The 20,634-nt window shown below is 62.9% G+C and carries 16 protein-coding genes and 4 tRNA genes; 15 read left to right on the top strand and 5 right to left on the bottom strand.

Features of this window, described 5'->3' with window-relative positions; all coding sequences use genetic code 11:
- The first annotated feature begins 256 nt into the window (after positions 1 to 256).
- The 4 genes from BN1136_RS05265 to BN1136_RS05250 all read left to right on the top strand — a co-directional run bounded on the left by BN1136_RS05265 (position 257) and on the right by BN1136_RS05250 (position 8,908).
- The gene (locus BN1136_RS05265) at positions 257 to 2,551 is read left to right on the top strand and encodes a patatin-like phospholipase family protein (protein ID WP_043762850.1); all 2,295 of its coding nucleotides are present in this window, start codon (positions 257 to 259) and stop codon (positions 2,549 to 2,551) included.
- A 229-nt stretch (positions 2,552 to 2,780) separates the two neighbouring features.
- A complete protein-coding gene (gene acnB / locus BN1136_RS05260) occupies positions 2,781 to 5,378 on the top strand; it encodes a bifunctional aconitate hydratase 2/2-methylisocitrate dehydratase (protein WP_043762852.1) in 2,598 nt (865 codons plus the stop codon).
- Between the two features lie 267 nt (positions 5,379 to 5,645).
- Complete coding sequence (locus tag BN1136_RS05255; RefSeq protein ID WP_043762854.1) at positions 5,646 to 7,193, top strand: EAL domain-containing protein; 1,548 nt, start codon at positions 5,646 to 5,648, stop codon at positions 7,191 to 7,193.
- A gap of 152 nt (positions 7,194 to 7,345) precedes the next feature.
- Positions 7,346 to 8,908: an EAL domain-containing protein gene (locus tag BN1136_RS05250; protein ID WP_043762857.1), complete on the top strand. Its 1,563-nt coding sequence runs from the start codon at positions 7,346 to 7,348 to the stop codon at positions 8,906 to 8,908.
- Between the two features lie 8 nt (positions 8,909 to 8,916).
- Here the strand turns inward: BN1136_RS05250 and BN1136_RS05245 are convergent, their stop codons facing one another.
- Positions 8,917 to 9,828 carry a LysR family transcriptional regulator gene (locus tag BN1136_RS05245; protein ID WP_043762860.1) on the bottom strand — a complete coding sequence of 304 codons (912 nt, stop codon included), beginning with the start codon at positions 9,826 to 9,828 and terminating at the stop codon, positions 8,917 to 8,919.
- 76 nt (positions 9,829 to 9,904) lie between these two features.
- Between BN1136_RS05245 and BN1136_RS05240 the strand changes: the two genes are divergently transcribed.
- The 4 genes from BN1136_RS05240 to mdtD all read left to right on the top strand — a co-directional run bounded on the left by BN1136_RS05240 (position 9,905) and on the right by mdtD (position 14,687).
- Positions 9,905 to 10,522, top strand: coding sequence for a LysE family translocator (locus BN1136_RS05240; protein WP_043762862.1), 618 nt, complete (start codon positions 9,905 to 9,907; stop codon positions 10,520 to 10,522).
- Positions 10,523 to 10,645: 123 nt separating this feature from the next.
- Positions 10,646 to 12,040, top strand: coding sequence for a D-arabinono-1,4-lactone oxidase (locus BN1136_RS05235; RefSeq protein WP_043762864.1), 1,395 nt, complete (start codon positions 10,646 to 10,648; stop codon positions 12,038 to 12,040).
- Between the two features lie 43 nt (positions 12,041 to 12,083).
- Positions 12,084 to 13,229, top strand: coding sequence for a CobW family GTP-binding protein (locus BN1136_RS05230; RefSeq protein ID WP_043762867.1), 1,146 nt, complete (start codon positions 12,084 to 12,086; stop codon positions 13,227 to 13,229).
- A gap of 60 nt (positions 13,230 to 13,289) precedes the next feature.
- A complete protein-coding gene (gene mdtD / locus BN1136_RS05225) occupies positions 13,290 to 14,687 on the top strand; it encodes a multidrug transporter subunit MdtD (protein WP_043762870.1) in 1,398 nt (465 codons plus the stop codon).
- A 29-nt stretch (positions 14,688 to 14,716) separates the two neighbouring features.
- Here mdtD and BN1136_RS05220 read toward each other — a convergent pair whose 3' ends face one another.
- The 3 genes from BN1136_RS05220 to folB all read right to left on the bottom strand — a co-directional run bounded on the left by BN1136_RS05220 (position 14,717) and on the right by folB (position 16,207).
- Entirely contained in the window at positions 14,717 to 15,205 is a 489-nt protein-coding gene (locus BN1136_RS05220) for a YbaK/EbsC family protein (protein WP_043762872.1), read from the bottom strand.
- Between the two features lie 121 nt (positions 15,206 to 15,326).
- Positions 15,327 to 15,836 carry a 2-amino-4-hydroxy-6-hydroxymethyldihydropteridine diphosphokinase gene (folK, locus tag BN1136_RS05215; protein ID WP_043762874.1) on the bottom strand — a complete coding sequence of 170 codons (510 nt, stop codon included), beginning with the start codon at positions 15,834 to 15,836 and terminating at the stop codon, positions 15,327 to 15,329.
- Complete coding sequence (gene folB, locus BN1136_RS05210) at positions 15,836 to 16,207, bottom strand: dihydroneopterin aldolase (protein ID WP_043762875.1); 372 nt, start codon at positions 16,205 to 16,207, stop codon at positions 15,836 to 15,838. Before folB ends, folK begins: the two co-directional genes overlap by 1 nt.
- Positions 16,208 to 16,378: 171 nt before the next feature.
- On the opposite strand from folB, the gene plsY reads away from it, so the two are divergent.
- From plsY to BN1136_RS05175, 7 genes are all read left to right on the top strand, one after another.
- Complete coding sequence (gene plsY / locus BN1136_RS05205; protein ID WP_043762878.1) at positions 16,379 to 17,041, top strand: glycerol-3-phosphate 1-O-acyltransferase PlsY; 663 nt, start codon at positions 16,379 to 16,381, stop codon at positions 17,039 to 17,041.
- 47 nt (positions 17,042 to 17,088) lie between these two features.
- Positions 17,089 to 17,164 (top strand) — tRNA-Phe (locus BN1136_RS05200).
- A 52-nt stretch (positions 17,165 to 17,216) separates the two neighbouring features.
- Positions 17,217 to 17,292 (top strand) — tRNA-Thr (locus tag BN1136_RS05195).
- Between the two features lie 3 nt (positions 17,293 to 17,295).
- Positions 17,296 to 17,371 (top strand) — tRNA-Phe (locus tag BN1136_RS05190).
- Between the two features lie 6 nt (positions 17,372 to 17,377).
- A tRNA-Asn gene (locus BN1136_RS05185) sits at positions 17,378 to 17,453 on the top strand.
- A 227-nt stretch (positions 17,454 to 17,680) separates the two neighbouring features.
- Positions 17,681 to 19,024: a potassium channel family protein gene (locus BN1136_RS05180; protein ID WP_043762880.1), complete on the top strand. Its 1,344-nt coding sequence runs from the start codon at positions 17,681 to 17,683 to the stop codon at positions 19,022 to 19,024.
- 227 nt (positions 19,025 to 19,251) lie between these two features.
- The gene (locus tag BN1136_RS05175) at positions 19,252 to 19,851 is read left to right on the top strand and encodes a Yip1 family protein (RefSeq protein ID WP_043762882.1); all 600 of its coding nucleotides are present in this window, start codon (positions 19,252 to 19,254) and stop codon (positions 19,849 to 19,851) included.
- Positions 19,852 to 19,934: 83 nt separating this feature from the next.
- Here BN1136_RS05175 and BN1136_RS05170 read toward each other — a convergent pair whose 3' ends face one another.
- Positions 19,935 to 20,267 (bottom strand): hypothetical protein, encoded by a 333-nt coding sequence (locus BN1136_RS05170; RefSeq protein ID WP_043762884.1) that lies wholly within the window; start codon positions 20,265 to 20,267, stop codon positions 19,935 to 19,937.
- Positions 20,268 to 20,634 lie beyond the last annotated feature (367 nt).

Genomic DNA, 20,634 nt, shown 5'->3' with positions numbered 1-20,634 from the left:
GAACCGGGAAGTTGAATTCATATTAGCGGCGTAGCGGGCGCTTTCTTGAGCGGGGGAGGCGTTTATTGTCGATTAACGTTTGCGCTCACATCAGGGCGGAGATTTATTGGTGCGAATCTTTGCCGGTGGGATAGCCACCTCGCCTGCCACATCTCGCCAGCACCCCGGGTTGCGGTTACAGTGCATCCACTTATAGTAGGCAGCACTCGGCCGGTAGACTGGCCACTCGACTCGCACCGGATCAATGGACACTCATATGCGCATCTTTCATCGGGGACGGACTCACCTGTTAATGCTCCTGCTGGCAGCCCTGCCTCTGATGGCAGCGGCCCAGGAGGGCGATGCCAGACCCGCCACGCCCGCAGCCAAGGTGGAGAGGCCCAGGATTGCCCTGGTGCTGAGCGGGGGTGGCGCCAAGGGCTCGGCTCATATCGGCGTGCTCAAGGTGCTGGAGGCGAAGCGCATTCCGGTGGACATCATCGTCGGGACCAGCATGGGCTCCTACGTGGCGGGCATGTATGCCATGGGGCTCAGTGCCGAGGAGGTGGAGCGCACCACCCTGGCCATCGACTGGAACAAGGGGTATCAGGACAAGGTCGGTCGGGATGAGCTCTCCCTGCGCAAGAAGCAGCAGAGCGAGAAATACCAGCTGCGCACCGACATCGGGGTCAACGGCGACTCCACCCAGCTGCCTGACGGCTTCTTTCAGGGCCAGTCCATGGCCAGCCTGCTGCGACACGCGACCTCCAACCTGCCGGCCCAGAAGAGCTTCGACGATCTGCCCATTCCCTATCGGGCGGTGGCGACCGACATGGAGACGGTCACCCCCTTCGTGCTGGATCACGGCAGCCTCGCCAAGGCGATGCAGGCCTCCATGTCCATCCCGGGGGCGCTCAAGCCGGTGGACTGGGAGGGGCGGATCCTGTCCGACGGCGGCACGGTCAACAACATGCCGGTGGACGTGGCCAAGGCCATGGGGGCCGACGTGGTGATCGCGGTGGACATCGGGGCCAGGCTGCGCACCCGCGAGTCCCTCAAATCCGGGCTCGCCATGATAGACCAGCTCACGACCTACATGACTCAGGTCGGTACCGAGAAACAGAAGGCCCTGATGGGGCCTGACGACATTCTGCTGACGCCTGAGTTCGGCAACATGGGCATCGCCGACTTCGCCCTGATGCCGGAGGGGATAAAGATAGGGGAACAGGTGGCCAACCGCGCGGCTGTCCAGCTCGATGCACTCTCCCTCTCTCCCGACGCCTATGCCGATTACCGCAACGGCAAGCTGAGCCGCCGTGCCGAACGTAGCGGCCAGCCAGCTTATTACATCGACAAGGTGGAGATCATCAACAAGTCCCGCCTCTCCGACGAGACGGTGCGGGCCATGCTGAAGGTGCGCCCGGACAAGGTGCAGACCTACGAGAGCCTGGAGGCGGGGATCCGCCGCCTCTACGCCCTGGAGTCGTTCGATCGCATTACCTACGAGGTGGAGGAGCGGGGCGGCGAGAACGTGCTGGTGGTGGATGCCAGCGAGAAGAACTGGGGGCCTGGCTATCTCAACTTCCAGCTCGGTTTCTCCGACGACTTCGAGAGCAGCTCCAACTACAACGTCGGCATGTCCTACACCCTCACCAACGTCAACGACTGGGGGGCGGAGTGGCTGACCGAGGCGTCGCTCGGCACGGCCAAGCACCTCAAGACCGACTTCTACACGCCGCTGGAGCCTTCCCAGACCTTGTTTGGCGAGGCGAGCCTGGCCTATGACAAGACCCAGCGCCGCGTTTTCTTCCCGGAAGAGCAGACCCGATCGTCCGGGGTGAGCTATCTGGACTCCGAGTACAGCTTCACCAGCCTGGATCTCGCCGTCGGCTGGAACCGCCAGCCCTGGAGCCGGTTCTCCCTCGGACTGGAAGGCAAGGTTGGCAACGTGGAGATCCAGAACATCTCCAATACCGACGCCGACGCCTCGGCCTGGGGCCCCTATGTGCGTTTCGAGCACGACACCCTGGACAGCCGTTACTTCCCCTATCAGGGGGCCTATTGGGACATCAAGGGCGGTTATTCCAGCATCGAGCTGGATCCGTCCCAGGGTGCGTCCGAGCAGACCGAGGGGGTGAACTACCACCTGGCGATGATCAAGCCCTGGTCCTGGGGCCGGCACAGCCTCAACCTGATGCTGGAAGGCGGGGGCTCCACATCGGAGGAGTCGGTACCGCTGTTCGTGCAGGATCTCGGCGGGCTGTTCCGCATGTCCGGTTTCCAGCACTACCAGCTGAGCGGTCGTTACAGCCTGTTCAGCGGTCTGCGCTACATCTACCGGGTGGCGGACAACGACTTCGGGGCCATCAAGGCGCCCCTGTTCCTCGGGGGCTCCCTGGAGCAGGGCGGCGTCTGGGACAAGGGGAGGGACATCAGCCTGGAGTCCTCCTACACCTCGGGATCCGTCTATCTGGGGGTGGAGAGCTTCCTCGGTCCCATCTTCCTCGGCTATGGCATGGCGGAGGGGGGACATGACATGTTCTATCTGCAATTGGGCACTACGTTCCAATAAGGGAGAAATGCTGCCTTTTTGTTAACTCACCTTGGGTTGGTGGCTTGCCACTCTAAAAAAACCTAATGGGTTTATATGGTTATGCTGGTTTGATGAATAACTGCACAGGCTTTGGATTTTAATTAGTCGTTAAAACTTATATAGTGGGGGGCACCCTACGGGTGTCCCGCAAGGACGATCGCCGCGAGCTTGGGCGAACCCCCAAAAAAAGACCAAAGAGGAATTAGTCGTGCTTGAAACATACCGTAAACACGTCGCAGAACGTGCCGCCGAAGGCGTGGTCGCCAAACCTCTGGACGCAGAGCAGGTCGCTGCCCTGGTTGAGCTGATCAAGAATCCGCCCGCCGGCGAACAGGACTTTCTGAAAGAACTGTTGTCCTCCCGCATTCCCCCGGGTGTTGATGAAGCGGCCTATGTAAAAGCCGGCTTCCTGACCGCCATCGCCAAGGGCGAGGCCCATTCCCCCATCCTGACTGCCGCGCAAGCCGTCGAGCTGCTCGGTACCATGCAGGGTGGCTACAACATCCAGCCGCTGATCGATCTGCTGGACGATGCCCAGCTGGCCCCTCTTGCTGCCAAGGGCCTCTCCCACACCCTGCTGATGTTCGACTCCTTCCACGACGTGGAAGAGAAGGCCAAGGCGGGCAATGCCCATGCCAAGCAGGTGCTGCAATCCTGGGCCGACGCCGAGTGGTTCCTCTCCCGCCCAGCCCTGGCCGAGAAGATCACCGTCACCGTCTTCAAGGTGACCGGCGAAACCAACACCGACGATCTGTCGCCGGCACCGGACGCCTGGTCCCGCCCCGACATTCCGCTGCACGCCCTGGCGATGCTGAAGAACGCCCGTCCCGGCATCACTCCGGACAAGGACGGCGTCATCGGCCCCATCAAGACCATCGATGCGCTGAAAGAGCAGGGCTTCCCGCTGGCTTACGTCGGTGACGTGGTCGGTACCGGCTCCTCCCGCAAGTCCGCCACCAACTCCGTGCTCTGGTTCATGGGCGACGACATTCCGTTCGTGCCGAACAAGCGCGCCGGCGGCGTCTGTCTGGGCGGCAAGATCGCCCCCATCTTCTTCAACACCATGGAAGATGCCGGCGCCCTGCCTATCGAAGTGGATGTCTCCAAGCTGGAAATGGGCGATGTGATCGACATCTTCCCCTATGAGGGCAAGATCACTCGCCACGGCACCGACGAGGTGCTGGCCCGGTTCGAACTGAAAACCGAGGTGCTGATCGACGAAGTGCGCGCCGGTGGCCGTATTCCGCTGATCATCGGCCGTGGCCTGACCGACAAGGCCCGCGAAGCGCTGGGTCTGCCGTTCTCCACCGTGTTCCGTCGTCCGCAGCCTGTCGCCGACACCGGCAAGGGCTTCACCCTGGCCCAGAAGATGGTGGGCAAGGCGTGCGGCGTGAAGGGCATCCGCCCGGGCACCTATTGCGAACCCAAGATGACCACGGTCGGCTCCCAGGACACCACGGGCCCGATGACCCGCGACGAACTGAAAGATCTGGCCTGCCTCGGCTTCTCCGCCGATCTGACCATGCAGTCCTTCTGCCACACCGCGGCCTATCCCAAGCCCATCGACGTGCAGACCCACCACACCCTGCCGGACTTCATCATGAACCGCGGCGGTGTCTCCCTGCGTCCGGGTGACGGTGTCATCCACTCCTGGCTGAACCGCATGCTGCTGCCGGATACCGTGGGTACCGGTGGTGACTCCCACACCCGTTTCCCCATCGGCATCTCCTTCCCGGCGGGCTCTGGCCTCGTGGCCTTCGCCGCCGCGACCGGCGTGATGCCGCTGGACATGCCGGAATCCGTGCTGGTGCGCTTCAAGGGCGAGCTGCAGCCGGGCATCACCTTGCGTGACCTGGTCCATGCTATCCCCTACGCCGCCATCCAGAAAGGGCTGCTGACCGTCGAGAAAGCGGGCAAGAAGAACATCTTCTCCGGCCGCATCCTCGAGATCGAAGGTCTGCCGACCCTGAAGGTGGAGCAGGCGTTCGAGCTGGCAGACGCCAGCGCCGAGCGTTCTGCCGCCGGTTGCACCATCAAGCTGGATAAAGAGCCGATCATCGAGTATCTGAAGTCCAACATCGTCATGCTGAAGTGGATGCTCTCCGAAGGCTACGGCGACGTGCGCACCATCACCCGCCGCATCAAGGGGATGGAAGAGTGGCTGGCGAACCCGGTACTGATGGAAGCGGACAAGGATGCCGAGTACGCCGAGATCATCGAGATCGATCTGGCCACCATCAAGGAGCCGATCCTGTGCGCGCCGAACGATCCGGACGACGCCCGTCTGTTGAGCACGGTAGCCGGCGATCAGATCGACGAGGTGTTCATCGGTTCCTGCATGACCAACATCGGCCACTTCCGTGCCGCCGGCAAACTGCTCGAGAAGTACCAGGGCGAGCTGCCGACCCGCATGTGGATCGCGCCGCCGACCAAGATGGACAAGGATCAGCTGACCGAAGAGGGCTACTACGGCATCTTCGGCCGGGTTGGCGCACGCATCGAGATCCCGGGCTGCTCCCTGTGCATGGGCAACCAGGCGCGCGTGGCAGAAGGGGCCTCCGTGGTCTCCACCTCCACCCGCAACTTCCCGAACCGTCTGGGCAAGGGTGCCAACGTCTATCTGGCTTCTGCCGAACTGGCTGCGGTTGCTGCCATCATCGGCAAGATCCCGACCGTGGCCGAGTACCTGCAGTACGCCAAGGCGCTGGACGCCACCGCCGCAGATACCTACCGCTACCTCAACTTCAACGAGATCGCCTCCTACACCAAGAAGGCCGATGCGGTGATCCTGCAACAGGCGGTATAACCGGATCCCACCTGAGGCCGTTCAGGTAACAAACCCTAATGCCGCGTTCCGACGCGGCATTATTCGTTTCTATACGGGTCTCTTGCTGTGGGGGACTGGCATAAGTGTGATCTGGTCACAGTATGAACAGTTCGTTTTATAAGCGCTTTACGTTATGTTATTCGGTTATGAGCGGTAGCGATGAGTCATCGTTGCCGGTGTAACCCGACTCCGGGTCTGGTGCAGCGCCTGCCTGGGCGGGCCTGACTGCTTGTGGCGTGGTTTTTTATGTTTCTTTTCCGGTTGGATCCTTCTCGTACCAGGTTGCGCATCGGCAGCTCTCTGCTGGCGTTCTTTCTCCCTCTTCTGGTCGGTGGCTGGAACATTCACAGCAATTATCTATATGATCTTCAAGAATATTCTAGAACAGCGGCGCACAAGGCCATTACCTTGATGGAAGAAGTGCTGGATCGTGCGGAACAGGTCAACCTGGAAGTGCTGCCGTTTGTTGCGGCCCCCTGTGAACGCAATTTACTGATCTTGCGAAAAAAAGTGGCGGTGGAGCCCTTCCTGCGCTCGGTCAACCTGGTCAGTGACGGGGTGATCACTTGCTCTTCGTTGTTCGGGGCCGTCAGTGAAGCCGACGATGGCTCCCGCTATCTCGACCGCAAGTTGCTGCTGATGCGCGGCAACAAGGTTAGGCAGAACCACCCCCTGCTGGTGGTGCGCACCGAACAGGGGAGGGATGCCGTCCTCAGCGCCGTCGACAGCTCCCTGCTCAGTTTCATGCTCTCCCTGGGAGACAAGTCCAACGTCCTGTTTCTACAGGTGGGTTCGGCCAGCATCGACGAGGCTGGCCGCTATCTGGACCATGCTCCCAGGCTGGAGCGCAGTATCAGTCTCGAACTCTCTTCGGAACGCTATCCCTTCACCATCTATGCCGGCTACAGCATGGCGCACTATTGGCAGTCCCTCTGGGAGGCGCGTGAGTGGGCACTGTTGTCACTGGTGATCACTGCCTCGCTGCTCGCCTGGCTGGTGTGGTGGGTGCTGGGGCGTCCGGGCTCCCCCAATGACGAGCTGAAACGGGCCCTGCGCGCCAGGGAGTTCGTTCCCTACCTGCAACCGCTGGTCGCCAGCGATGACGGCAGCATGGTGGGAGGAGAGGTGCTGATGCGCTGGCACCATGCCACCGAGGGGGTGATCCGCCCCGATCTCTTCATTCCCCAGGCGGAGGAGTCCGGCCTTATCGTGCCCATGACCAGCCAGATGATGAGAAGCGTGGCGAACCAGCTGGGGCGGGTGCAGGCGGAGCTGCCGGATGGCTTTCACATCAGCTTCAACATCAGTGCGGCCCACTGCCACGACTTCTCCCTGCTCAGCGAATGCCGCACATTTCTCCATCACTTTGCACCCGGCAAGGTGGTGATGGTGCTCGAGCTGACCGAACGGGAGTTGCTGGTGGCGGATCACCAGACAATCTCCCTGTTCCAGCAGCTGGATCAGATGGGGGTCAGGTTGGCCATCGACGACTTTGGCACAGGCCACTCCAGCCTGCGCTACCTGCAGCAGTTCCATGTGGATTATCTCAAGATAGATCAGTCATTTATCCGCAGGATCGGCACCGAATCCCTCTCCCGGCACATCGTCGACAACGTGATCGATCTGGCGAGCCGCCTTGGCCTCGCCCTGGTGGCGGAGGGGGTCGAGACCCGGGAACAGGCCGACTATCTGCGCGGCAAGGGGGTCGACTATCTGCAGGGCTATCTCTATGGCAAGCCGGTGCCGCTGCCCCGGTTTTGCGAGGGGCTGTCGCCCAGGCGCTCCGTGGCATAGTCCGGTGTCCCGCCTGATAACCAAGGTGAAGCCCCTTATCCCAAGCCCGGGTTGACGGATGGCCTGTACCCGGGTTGACGGTTTTTTATCCGGTTAGGGTTGGGTTCAGCGTGGGTCGCTAGACTGACCGTCCCATTTTTAGCGGATCCCCCATGCCTTATTCACTGCGGCTCGATACGGCTCATCCCTGGCTGCGTCTGCTCCTCGCCCTGCTGGTGTTCTCCGTGCCCATGCTGCTCGGCACCTGGGGGCTCCACAGCCATTACCTGCGCAATCTGCAGCTGGAGTCGGAGGGGGCCGCGACCCATACCGTGACCCTGCTGGAGACCATGCTCGGCCACGCCGACGAGGCCAATCGCAGGGCATTGCCCCTGCTGGATCAGTCGTGTGCCCCCGTGCTGCCGGCCTTGCGACAGCAGGTGGCCGAGGTGCCCTTCGTGCGTTCGGTGAATCTGGCCCGCCATGGCAGCATCTATTGCACCTCCTTCTTCGGCCCATACCGGATGGCCTATTCGGTGGAACACTTCGTCAAGGGGATGCTGCAACTCGGCAACGTCAGCCCCATACGACAGGATCACCCCTTCCTGGTGGTGCGTGCCGCCAAGGGGCGCCGTGCCGCCCTCAGCGTCATCGACGGGGACTATCTCAGCTTCATGTTGAATCTCAAGGATCCCTCCCTCGAGATCAGGCTCAAGGTCGGTGAACGCTGGCTGGACCAGCGGGGCCATCTATTCATGCGGTCCCCCGAGGCGCTTCCCCATGGCGGCGTCATGATGAGTTCGACGGTGTACCCCTTCTCCATCTATGTGGGGTATCGAAGCCCCTCGAACTGGCAGGGTCTGCTGCAGACGCACCGCTTCGGGTTGTTGCTGCTGGCCGGGTTCAGCGCCGGTTTCGCCCTGCTCATCTGGTGGCTGCTGGGGCGGCCCCGCTCGCCGACGAACGAGCTGGCACGGGCCCTGCGGGGGAGGGAGTTCGTTCCCTATCTGCAACCCCTGGTGGAGAGTGGCAGTGGACGCATCGTGGGAGCCGAAGTGCTGATGCGCTGGCAGCACCCTGACATGGGGTTGGTGCGACCGGACCTGTTCATCCCCCAGGCAGAGGCCTGCGGCCTGATCGTTCCCATGACCACTCTCCTCATGGAGGAGGTGGGCCGGCAGCTGGCAGACGAGCAGGCTGCACTGCCCCGCGGGTGTCACATCAGCTTCAACATCAGTGCCGCCCATTGCCGCGACGATATCTTGATCGGGGAGTGCCGACGCTTTCTCGATCGCTTCGAGCCTGGCCGCATCATTCTGGTGCTGGAGCTGACCGAGCGGGAATTGCTGGCGGCGGATCCCCACACCCTGGCACTGTTCAAGGCGCTGGACGAGATGGGGGTACAACTGGCCCTGGACGACTTCGGCACGGGCCACTCCAGCCTGGTCTATCTGCAGCAATTCCACGTGGACTACCTCAAGATCGACCAGTCCTTCATTCGCCGCATCGGCACCGAGTCCCTCTCGGAACACATCGTCGACAACGTCATCGATCTCGGCAGGCGGCTGGGGCTCTCCCTGGTGGCCGAAGGGGTCGAGACGGAGCAGCAGGCCGCCTACCTCAGGGCCAAGGGTGTCCACTATCAGCAGGGATACCTGTTTGCCCACCCCATGCCCCTGCGGGAGTTCTGCCGCGTGCTGGCCCTTGGGGAGGCACCTGCCGGCAGCGCAGCCTAGGGCAGGGCTCAGGGCTCCAGGCCGTTCAGCCAGTTCACCAGGGTCTCGTGGGGGCTGCCGGGCTCGGGCCGGGTGGGAGCGAGCAGGTGATAGCCGGTGCCGTCCGCAATGAAGCCGAGCGGCGCCACCAGCAGGCCGGCTTCTATGTCGTCACACACCTGCCGGTAAGGGCCGATGGCGACGCCAAGGCCGGCCACCGCCGCCTGCAGGCTGAAGTAGAAGTGCTCGAACGTCTGCCCCGGCCCCTCGTCTGCCTGCATGGGGGCGGCTCTGCGCAGCCACTCCTGCCAGGCGCCGGGACGGGTCCGGGTGTGCAGGCGCGGGGCCGTCGCCCGCAGGGCCCACTGATCCCCCTTGCGCTCGAAGAACTGTGCCACCTTGTCCGGCTGGCAGACAGGCCCGGTTCGCTCCTCGAACAGGGGCTGGCTGTGGAGATCTTCGGGCCAGTGGAAGTCGTTGCGCCGGATGGCGAGATCAATGCCGCTGTCAAAGCTGAGGGCGCCACCGCCCGCCATCAGATGCACCTCCAGCTCCGGGTGTGCAGCCTGAAATGCAGGCCAGCGCGGGATCAGCCAGCGCATCAGCAGGGTGGGCTCGCAGGAGAGTACCAGCGATTGGGGGCGGCTCTGCTGGCGCAGGGCCTGCGCCGTCTGCCGGATCTGGCCCAGCCCCTCCCTGACCGCCTCATGGAGCCGGCTGCCCGCCTCGGTCAGGAAGACCCGGCGCTGGCGTCGCTCGAACAGCTGCACGCCGAGATCCTCCTCCAGCAGGCGCACCGCCCGGCTGATGGCGCCGTGGGTGAGGTGCAGCTCATCGGCGGCGCGACCAAAGTGTTCGGTGCGGGCGGCCACCTCGAAGCAGCGCAGGGCGGTCAGGGAGGGAAGCGACAGACTTTTCTGTGAATTATTCTCACCGTTCATGTCAGAAGTTATCGTTCGTTATTGGTTTTATTGCCAAATAAAATAGCCGATATCCCATCTTATCAGGACTATTTTCATGACCGAACTGCTCGCCGTCGTCGCCATTACCCTCCTGGCCGTCATCAGCCCCGGACCCGATTTTGCCATGGTGTCGCGCAACAGCCTGCTGCTCTCGCGCCGCACCGGCGTGCTGACCGCGCTGGGGATCGCGGGCGGGGTCTGCGTCCACGTGACCTACACCCTGCTCGGGGTGGGCCTGCTGATCCAGCAGTCGCTCTGGCTGTTCAACTTCATCAAGCTGGCGGGGGCGGCCTACCTCCTCTTCCTCGGCATCAGGATGCTGCGCGCCAAGCCGGCGAGCGATGAGCGGGATGTCGACCAGCCAACCCTCTCCAGCCTGGGGGCGCTGCGCACCGGTTTCCTGACCAATGTGCTCAACCCCAAGACCACCATCTTCATCGTCAGCCTCTTCATGCAGGTGGTGCAGCCCCAGACGCCGCTGGCGGTCCAGCTCGGCTACGGCGCCTTCATCGTGCTGGCCCATGGCCTCTGGTTTGGCGCGGTGGCGCTCTTCTTCTCCACCGACTCGGTTCGGGCCCGACTCCTGGCGGTGCGCCACTGGATTGACCGGGTGTTTGGCGCCCTGCTGGTGGGATTCGGCCTACTGCTGGCGCTGACCCAGTCCTCGCGCTGAAGAGGTCATACCGGGGCGCCACTATCCACCCGCGAAGTGCAGGGGCTTGTTTTTCATGCCTTGCCAGCCACTTTTCGGTAGAATCGTCGCTCATTTTGACGTCAGATAGAGATGAGGCGCGGTATGACGGTTCAGTTCCAGGCATTTCACAGCATCAAGGCGATTGGCAGTCGGGAGGTGCTGTTCAACTGGTCCAGAACCAATCCCCTCGGCGCCCTGGAGCAGGTGTGGCGCCCGAAACATCGCGACGAGCTGCAACAGCTGCTGCGCGAATACCCGACGCGCAAGCTGCGCCTCATCGGATCCGGCCTCTCCTTTGAGCCCATCCACAGCGTCTATGCCGAGGGCAGCCAGGCGCTGCTGGTGGACCTGCACCACCTGCGTGGCCCCCTGGGACACACCGCCGACACCGTGACCTATCAGGCGGGCACGCCGCTGGACACCGTCTATGCGGATCTTGTCGCCATGGATCGCATGCTGCCCGCGTCCCCCGGCGTCATCGGCATCCAGACCCTGGGCGGGGCGCTCAGCACCGGCACCCATGGTCAGGGGCTGCACCAGTCCGCCCTGTGCGACGCGGTGGAGGCGCTGACCGTGATGCTGGCCGATGGGGAGATCATCCGGGTGGATCGCACCGATCCGCGCTTCGGGGCCTTCGTGATGGGGATGGGGATGCTCGGCATCCTGCTCGACGTCACCCTGCGCACCGTGCCGAACCGCATCATGCGCTGCACCAAGTTCACCACCGACTACCCCTTCCTGCTGGCGCATAACGAGCGCCTCAACCGCGAGCATGCCTTCGTGAAGAGCTGGTGGTTTGCCTGGACCGGGGAGAGCCACATCTGGCTGGTGGATCCCGCTTCCGAGGAGGAGGTGGCCCGCTACCGCGCCGCCGGCAGCGAGCCGCTGCAGCTGGAGGGGGACATCGATGGCCGCATGAACGCCACTATCGACGCCACCCTGCAGAAGATGGCAAAAGACACCAAGGATGAGGCGCTGGCGGGGGAGCACTTCGAGACGGTACGCCGCTTCAAGGACGCCTCGGATCTGGTGGGCAACGTCTACCAGATCCTCTGCAAGGGGATCCCGGCGCCCCAGATCAACTGCGAGGTGGCGGTGCCCCTCGAGCGCATGGGGGAGGCCCTCGAGATCCTGCAGGCCTGGCAGGAGGCCAACCCGGGCGTGCTGCACTACCCCTTCATCCTGCGTTGCACCGGCCCCTCCGAGGCCTGGCTCAGCGCAGCCCATGGCAAGTCGGTCTGCTGGATTGGTTTCCTGGTCTATCTGGCGGCGGACGGCACCTTCGTCAACGGCTCCATGGAGCAGATGCGCGAGCTGCAACAGCTGCTGGTACCGCTTGGCGGTACCCCGCACTTCGGCAAGCACCTGGCGATGGATCTCTACGACTTCCCGGCCCTGCTGCCGCGCTGGCACGACTTCCTGGCCCTCAAGGGAGAGCTCGACCCCCACGGCCGCTTCGAAAACCGCTGGCTCGGCGAGCTGTTTGCCAACAAGTGAGGGTGGTTGGCCCTCTCATCACGCCAGGTTTTAAGGATTTGACATGACCGATATGCAAGACACCCGCATCCCCGTCACCCTGCTGACCGGCTTCCTCGGCAGCGGCAAGACCACGCTGCTGAACCACTGGGTCAAGCAGCCCGAGCTCGGCGAGTGCGCCGTGCTCATCAACGAGTTCGGCTCCGTGGGGCTGGATCACCACCTGGTGCAGCAGGTGGACGAGCAGGTGGTTCTGCTCGATTCCGGCTGCATCTGCTGCTCGGTGCAGGGCTCCCTGGTGGAGGCGCTGCAGGGGCTTTTCATGAAGGCTATCCAGCGGAAAATTAAGCCTTTCAAACGGCTCATTATCGAGACCACAGGTCTGGCTGACCCGGCCCCCGTGCTGTTCACCCTGCGTGAGGAGGGCTTCATCGCCCAGCGCTACCGCTTCGACGGCACCGTCACCGTGGTGGACGCGGGTCATATCGAGCAGCAACTGGCGGCACAGTACGAGGCGGTCAAGCAGGTGGCGCTCGCAGATCTGCTGGTGGTGAGTAAGGGGGACCTGGTGGATGAGGAGACCCTGGCGCGGGTCGAGAGCCAGCTGGCTGCCCTCAACCCGGCAGCCCCCGTCGAGCGGGTCAGCAACGGGGTGCTCTCCCCCGCCGTGCTGGAGAAGCTGGGCGCCTACAACGAGGCGGCCGGGCGCGACGTGCGCCAGCTGCTGGCCTGGCTGCGTACCGAGTCCCCGAGACAGGGGCTGGCATCACCCATGCAGCCGAAGATGACGCCGTTTGCCGCCAAGGTGGGCACGGCCGCGCCGACCCATGTCGCGCACGGCGGCTCTTTTGCTCACAACAATATCGAGAGTTTCTCCCTGCGCATCGGCGAACCCCTCAAGCCCTCGCGCCTGCTGGCGGCCATCGATGGGGTGCAGGCACAGTACGGCGACGCTCTGTTGCGCCTCAAGGGAATACTGCAGCTGGAAGGGGAGAGCCAGCCCGTGGTGATCCACGGCGTGCACGGCCAGCTCTATCCGCTGCAATCCCTGGGGGAGTGGCCGGAGGGCAAGGCCCAGTCCCGCCTGGTGTTCATCGTGAAGAGTCAGGACAGGGAAGGGATAGAGCGCCTGTTCCTCGACACCCTGAGGGCCCCTGAGCCCAGTCTGGAGGAGCGGCTCAAGGCCATGCTAGGCCAGCCGGATGCCTGATATGCTGATATGACCCGTCTTCGTGCGGGTCTTTTCTTATCTGACGAGGAGGTGACTGCCATGCCCGACAGCACACAGATGGTGACCCCGGCCCAACGCAAGTGGCTGCCCTGGCTGACCGCGGTCGGCTTCTTCATGCAGACGCTGGATGGCACCATCCTCAACACGGCCCTGCCCAGCATGGCCGAGGCCCTGGGGGAGAGCCCGCTGCAGATGCAGTCGGTGGTGATCGCCTACATGCTGACGGTGGCCCTGCTCATCCCGGCCTCCGGCTGGCTGGCAGACAGGTTCGGCACCCGCCGCGTCTATCTGGCCGCGATCCTGCTGTTTACCCTGGGATCCCTCGCCTGTGCAGTCGCCAACTCCCTGCCGGTGCTGGTCGTTGCCCGGGTGCTGCAGGGGGTGGGGGGCGCTCTGCTGATGCCCATCGGGCGCCTGGCGGTGCTACGGGTCTACAGCAAGCACGAGCTGCTGCGGGTCATGTCTTTCGTCACCATCCCCGGTCTGCTCGGCCCCCTCATCGGCCCGGCTCTGGGTGGGTGGCTGGTGGAAGTGGCGAGCTGGCACTGGGTCTTTCTCATCAACCTGCCGGTGGGGGTGATAGGCTTTGTGGCGAGCTGGCACTTCATGCCCGAACTGCGGCAGATCACCGCGCGCTTCGACTGGCAGGGATTCGTGCTGTTCAGCATCGGCATGGTGCTGGTCTCCGTCGGCCTGCAGGGGCTGGGGGAACACAGCCTCTCCACCGGCTGGGCGCTGTTCGCCCTCCTGTTCGGGCTGGCCGCCATGGCGAGCTACTGGCTCTATGCCGCCACGGCCGCGCAACCCCTGTTCAGCCTGGCGCTGTTCAAGACCAACACCTTCGCCATCGGCATCTGGGGCAACCTGTTCGCCCGCCTCGGCAGCGGTGCCATGCCCTTCCTGACCCCGCTCTTCCTGCAGCTGGGGCTCGGCTTCTCGCCGAGCAAGGCGGGGATGACCATGATCCCCACAGTGCTCGGCGCCATGCTGACCAAGACGCTGGTAAACAAGCTGATCCCGCGCATTGGTTATCGCCGCATCCTGATCGGCAACACCCTGGCGCTCGGGGCCATGATCGCCAGCTTCTACTTCATCGACAACCAGGTGCCTCACGGCGTGCTGCTGGGGTGGCTGGCGGTGTTCGGCGCCATCAACTCCCTGCAGTTCTCCGCCATGAACACGCTCACGCTGCAGGATTTGAGTGCCGAGCATGCCAGCAGCGGCAACGGCCTGCTGTCGGTGGTGATGCAGCTCTCCATGAGCCTGGGGGTGGCCATCGCTGCCAGCCTGCTGGGGCTCTTCTCCGCCGGTCATGCGGTGCAGGAGAGCGAGCGCTGGCTCGACGGCTTCCACCTCACCTATCTGTGCATCGGGCTGATGTCCATGCTGGCCGCCCTGATCTTCGCCCAGCTGGCCAGGGAGGAACGCAAGGGGTGATGGCCGCGCCCCGACAATCGGGGCGCACGTCATATCGCGGGGGAGGGCAGATAGCTGACCTGGCAGGGGAGGCGGGCGAGCACGCCTGCCAGATGCTCGGTGGCCAGCAGGAAGGTCAGCTCCGGATGGCCCGGGGTCCAGGTGAAGGCGTGGTGGGCCAGTAGCTGCGAGTCGACCAGCAGTGGCACATCGGCCCTGGGCAGGAAGGGGCAGACGGCCCCCGGCAGGCAGCCGATCTGCGCCTGCATCTCCTCGGCGCTGCAGATGGAGGGCTTGGCGCCGAGAATTGCCCTGACCGCCTTGCTGTCGAGCCGCCCGTCCCTGTGGGTCAGCAGCAGGGCGAAGCGATCATCCTTGAACTTGAGAAACAGGGTCTTGCTGAACTCCGCCTGCCAGCCGAGCCGGGCCTTGACCCGCTCGTCGGTGGCGTAATCCAGGATGGGTTCGTGTTCGTAGCGCTGATGGGGCAGCCCGGTCAGCAGCTGGCAGTTGAAGGCGTGAATGGCGTCGAGGGGCATGGGGTTCTCCTGTGCAGACGGCCATGCTGCCACTCGTTCAGACACAGGCCCAATCACCGTTTCTTATCCGTCATCAGCGCTGTCCATCAGCAACAAGGGCACCGCGAGGTGCCCTTGTGGATCAGTGATGCTGCAGTTCGCACGCTTCCCAGTGGAAGGGGATGGGGTTCAGGCGCTGGGAGGCCTTGTCATAGGCCAGCCACAGCTCGCCGAAGGGGCGGCCGTCGACGGGGTGGCACTGTTCGGGGGCCAGCTCCGCCAGCGGCCAGAGTACGAAGGCGTTGGTGAGGATCTCGCCGCGGGGCAGCGCCACCGGCTCCTCGCACACCAGGTCGCCGTAGAGCAGCAGGTCGAGGTCCAGGGTGCGCGGCGCGAACTTCTTGGCGTCCGGCTCGCGGCCGTTGGCGAACTCCATGGCACGCAGCCGCTGGCAGACGCTGGCCAGGGGCATATTGGTGCGGGCGGCGACCACCAGGTTGTAGAAGGGGCGGCCGTTGAAGCCCACCGCCTCGCTCTCGAACACCCGGGAGACGGCGAGGGGCCCGAACTCGGCGTGCAGGGCATCGAGGCCGGCGCGGATGTGGCGCTCCCGCTCGATGTTGGATCCCAGGCTGATGTAGATGGTGGTCATCAGCTGGCGCTCGCGGCCGGGGTGCGATGGCGCAGGATCTCGACCCCGACGCCGGCGGCATTGGGCACGGCGCCCGGCTTGGTCAGGGTCACCTTGACCCACTGGACGCGATCGTCGTCCAGCACCAGGGCGGCAACCTGTTCGGCCATGGTTTCGACCAGCTCCACGACCTTGCTCTGGGCGTGATCACAGATCTTGCGGGAGAGGGTGGCGTAATCCAGCGCCAGGTTGATATCGTCGGTTGCGGCGGCGGGGCGGTTGTCAAACCCCATCTCGAGATCGAAGCAGAGCTTCTGGCGAATGCCCTTCTCCCACTCATAAACCCCTATGGTGGTCAAAACCTCGAGTCCGCGAATAAACACCTTGTCCATGACAGTACTTCTTCTTTACTCTTGATGGGCTGTGAAAACAGCGCAGGGATGCAGGCCTGGCAAGCTGATTGCCGCCGGCGGCCGGTTTGGGCGACACGCGTTCGGGCAAGCCCAGACCAGAGAATGTGGCCCGCATCATACCCCATTCATATCGTGGTAAAAACGACCAAGATGACGGCCCTGACGATTTTGATGATTATTCTGGCCTATCTGGGCGGCTCGCTGTCCAGTGCCGTGCTGGTTTCCCGCATCACCGGGCTGCCGGATCCCCGCGACCACGGCTCCCACAACCCGGGGGCGACCAATGTGCTGCGCCTCGGGGGCCGGATGGCCGCGCTGATCGTCCTGCTGAGCGACGTGCTCAAGGGCATGGCGCCCGTCTATCTCGCCTGGTATCTGGATATCAAACCCGTCTATCTCGGTTTCATCGGTGTCGCCGCCTGCCTGGGCCACATGTACCCCATCTTCTTCCACTTCCGGGGTGGCAAGGGGGTCGCCACGGCGCTTGGCACCATGCTGCCCATCGGCTTTGCCATGGGGGGAGCCGTGATTGCCACCTGGCTGCTGGTGCTGATGGTGAGCGGCTACTCTTCCCTGGCCTCCATCGTTACCGTGCTGCTGACGCCCCTCTTCACCTATCTGCTCAAACCGGAATACACTCTGCCTGTCTCCCTGCTCTCCTGCCTCATTCTCGTCCGTCACCACGAGAACATTACCCGCCTGCTGAAGGGCGAGGAGTCCCGCCTCTGGCGCCGCCGGGGAGGGGAGTCTCCCGTAGAAGTGATGAAAATGGGTGGTGCTGCGCAAAAAAGAGACGAACGAGACGAAAAGTGAAATTTCCCGTTGACCACCTGCCTTAAAATCCGTTTAATAGCGCCCACGCCCAGATAGCTCAGTCGGTAGAGCAGGGGATTGAAAATCCCCGTGTCGGCGGTTCGATTCCGTCTCTGGGCACCACATTTTGGTGCCATGAAATAAAATTTTGTTCATGCACAATGGTTTAAAGTGTGCCGGCTTAGCTCAGTAGGTAGAGCAACTGACTTGTAATCAGTAGGTCACCAGTTCGATTCCGGTAGCCGGCACCATTTGCCCAGATAGCTCAGTCGGTAGAGCAGGGGATTGAAAATCCCCGTGTCGGCGGTTCGATTCCGTCTCTGGGCACCAAATTGTTCCTCCGTAGTTCAGTCGGTAGAACGGCGGACTGTTAATCCGTATGTCACTGGTTCGAGTCCAGTCGGAGGAGCCAAATCAAAAGCCCAGCAGCAATGCTGGGCTTTTTTCTTGCCTGTTCGCCGGGAAATCCCCTCACCCCGATGCAGGCATGTGGCGGTTATGTCTTATTTATACCTTCCCCATCAGTCACTTATCGTCGCATCCCCTGGCGTGCCCCGCCCGTTTTCCCGTAAGCTTGCGTCCAGCCGCCGTTCTCGAAAGGGTCTTTCTGGCGGGGCACATCCATGACCGAGGCAATCCATGAACGCAACCGAGCTGTGGCAGCTTTCCCCCGAGCAATTCAACGCATGGCGACGGGAGAACGACTATCCCCTCATCTGGGATCTGCTGGTGACGTCGCTGCCCCATTTCGGCGACTGGATGGCGGAGCAGAAGATAGAGAAGAGCGTGATCTTCCAGATAGGGATCGCTCGTTTCATCAGCTCCCGCTGCGTGCTGAGCCTGTGCGTCTACATGAGCGACGACAAGATCCGCCTGTACGAGACCGCCTCGGGCTCCCTGGAGTCCCTGCGCAAGAGCGGCCTGATCCGCTCGGAGAGCCGCTTCGAACCCTACTGCATGTGGCTGGCCGGCAAGTATGGCAAGGACGAGGTGAAACGGGTGCAGAGCCTGCTCTCCGTCTCCGAGAACAACAAGGGGGAGGCCCAGGTGCTGGGCCGGCATAGCCTGCTCAACATCGGTGGCGTGGCGCTCAAGAGCCCCATCATCTCCGGCCGCCTGCTGGACTTCACCTGCCTCGACGAGCTCTCTCTCGACGGGGCCGTCAACAACTCCAAGGTCTATCTCTGGCACTGCTCGGCCAAGGGGGTACGGGTCAATGGCGGGGTCATCGGACTGGATCTGTTCGATTCCCTGCTCTGGGACCACAGGGCCTGGGCCAAGAAACGGGAGCTGGCGCTGGAGGACGGGGTGTTTCAGGACTTCACAATAGAGTGCGAGGAGATCCGCTTTCACTCCTCCCGGGCCGTGCTGAAGAACTTCAACGTCCGCGCCAAGAACTTCGATGCCACCATGGAGCACACCAACCTGGACAAGGTGCAGGTGGCCTACAACGAGAATGGCCGGATCGATCACAACGAGGCGAGCAAGCTCTATCGCAACGCCAAGCGTCTCTTCTCCAGCGTGGGGGACACCGTCGATGCCGGGGAGTGCTACTACCAGGAGAAGCTGAACGAGATGAAAGCCCTGGCCAGCCCGCGGGAGCTGTTCAGGGAGCGCTGGCTGCGCAGCGGCCTGCTGAGCAAGGGGTGGCTCTCCCTGCTGTGTTACCTCAGGTGTGCCGGCAAGTTCATCAGCTTCATCACCTGGGGATTCGGTGAGAGGCCCATCCGCAGCCTGCTGATGTCGATGGGGGTCATCCTGCTGGCGACCCTGACCTATTTCGTGACGCCGGAGTCCGCCACCCACGGCCATCTGGGGCGTTCCCTCTATTTCAGCATCGTGACCTTCGTGACCCTGGGATACGGCGACATCTCCCAGACCTCCTCCCCCCTCCAGCTGTTGTCGGCCATAGAGGCGTTCTGCGGCATGTTCCTGACCGGCCTCTTCCTCGCGGGTTTTGCCTCGAAAACCAAGCAGTACTGACGACGAAGCGGGCGACAGGCCACCGTCTCCCGACAGCCAGCCTCCATCAGCCCTGCCCACCGGCGGGGCTGCCTTCCTTGACGCAGCGGCACTGGAGCGACTTTATTTAAAGTCATCGCTCGCCGTGGCGAATGATGGCGCACCGCGCGCGGCATGACAAAAAAACAGACAGGGGAGCGAGCACGGTATCGATCAGCACACCATCACAGCAGAGAAGGAATAACGCTATGATATTGAATCACTTATGGGGATTGTATGCCCATCCTCACACCGAATGGCATACCATAGACGAGCGACACGACAGTTTCAGAAACAGTCTGTCCCATATCCTGATTGTGGCCCTGATCCCTCCCATCTGCGCCTACTACTCCGCCGTACACATCGGCTGGAGCATAGGCGTCGGTGATCCCATCACCCTGACCGCCAACAGCGCACTCATGCTGTCGATCGCCATGTACGTCACACTCATCATCGGCGTCCTCGCGCTCTCCTACCTGGTGCACTGGATGGGGCACACCTTCGGTTCGGATCCCAGCTACACGACCTCGCTCGAGCTCGCGGCCTACACCTCCACGCCGCTCTTCATGGTCGGCTTGTCCGCCTTCTTCCCGCACCTCTGGTTCGTCATGATCATCGGCCTCGTCGGGCTGACCTACTCCGTCTATCTGCTCTACGTGGGGGTGCCCATCCTGATGCACATCTCCAAGGAGCAGGGATTCATCTATGCCAGCTCCGTGGTGACGGTCGGTCTGGTGCTGCTGGTCTGCGTGCTGGCTGCCACGGCCATTCTTTGGGGATCCGGCTTCGGTCCCGTGTTCACCCAGTAGGGGTCCAGCCGATCGACAAGGACGACAAGGGCGCCATCATGGCGCCCTTGTCGTGTCTGGCAGGGAGAAATGGATTGTCGTGATCAACGCGCCTTGCCGCTGCCGATGCCAAATGGCAGGCGATAGTCGCTGCTCTGATCCCCGAGGCTGACGGTCAGGTTGCCCTGGGCGCGGCTCGGAATGTGCACCTGCTGGGTACCCATCAGGCTGGCATGGACCGAGGCCACCACGTCGCCGGACTCGTCACGCACCTCCAGTTGGGGGTTGCTCTTGCCGGCCATGGCGGCGCCGGCGTGCCAGTTCACGAACAACACGCCAGGGGCAGCGTTGAAGTCGGCGGGGACGGCAGCCTGGGCAACACCAACACTCATCAGGCCTGCGACGGCCAGCATCTTGATTACGTTTTTCATGTTCATTCACTCTCTTGGTTGTTATGTCATTGGCAGGGCCGGTCAGGCCCATATCAATGCATCCATGCAAGAGGTCATTCAAATCGTGTGTTGTTCTTTCACTGACATCAGGCACCCGGTTCTGTGGTGCCATCACCATGAATGACCAGTTATGTTGCGGCTTGGCGCTCCTGCTCAAGCGATGAGTGAATATTAAACAGCCTCGTTCATGATTGTTAGCGAGATAAACTGCTCTACAAGTTCAAAAAATATGAATGATTCTTGGCGGGCGGAATGGAGGGGCGCGAGCGGCCCTGTGCGGCAGGATGTCGGCGTCGCGCCCGGGCCTGACACCGGATTGTCATATGAAGTGCGTACTGTGCGGCTTCATTTT

The organism is Aeromonas taiwanensis (assembly GCF_000820165.1).
Classification (GTDB): Bacteria; Pseudomonadota; Gammaproteobacteria; order Enterobacterales; family Aeromonadaceae; genus Aeromonas; species Aeromonas taiwanensis.
The sequence above is the reverse complement of the archived record's forward strand: the minus strand, read 5'-3'. Positions and strand labels throughout refer to the sequence as shown.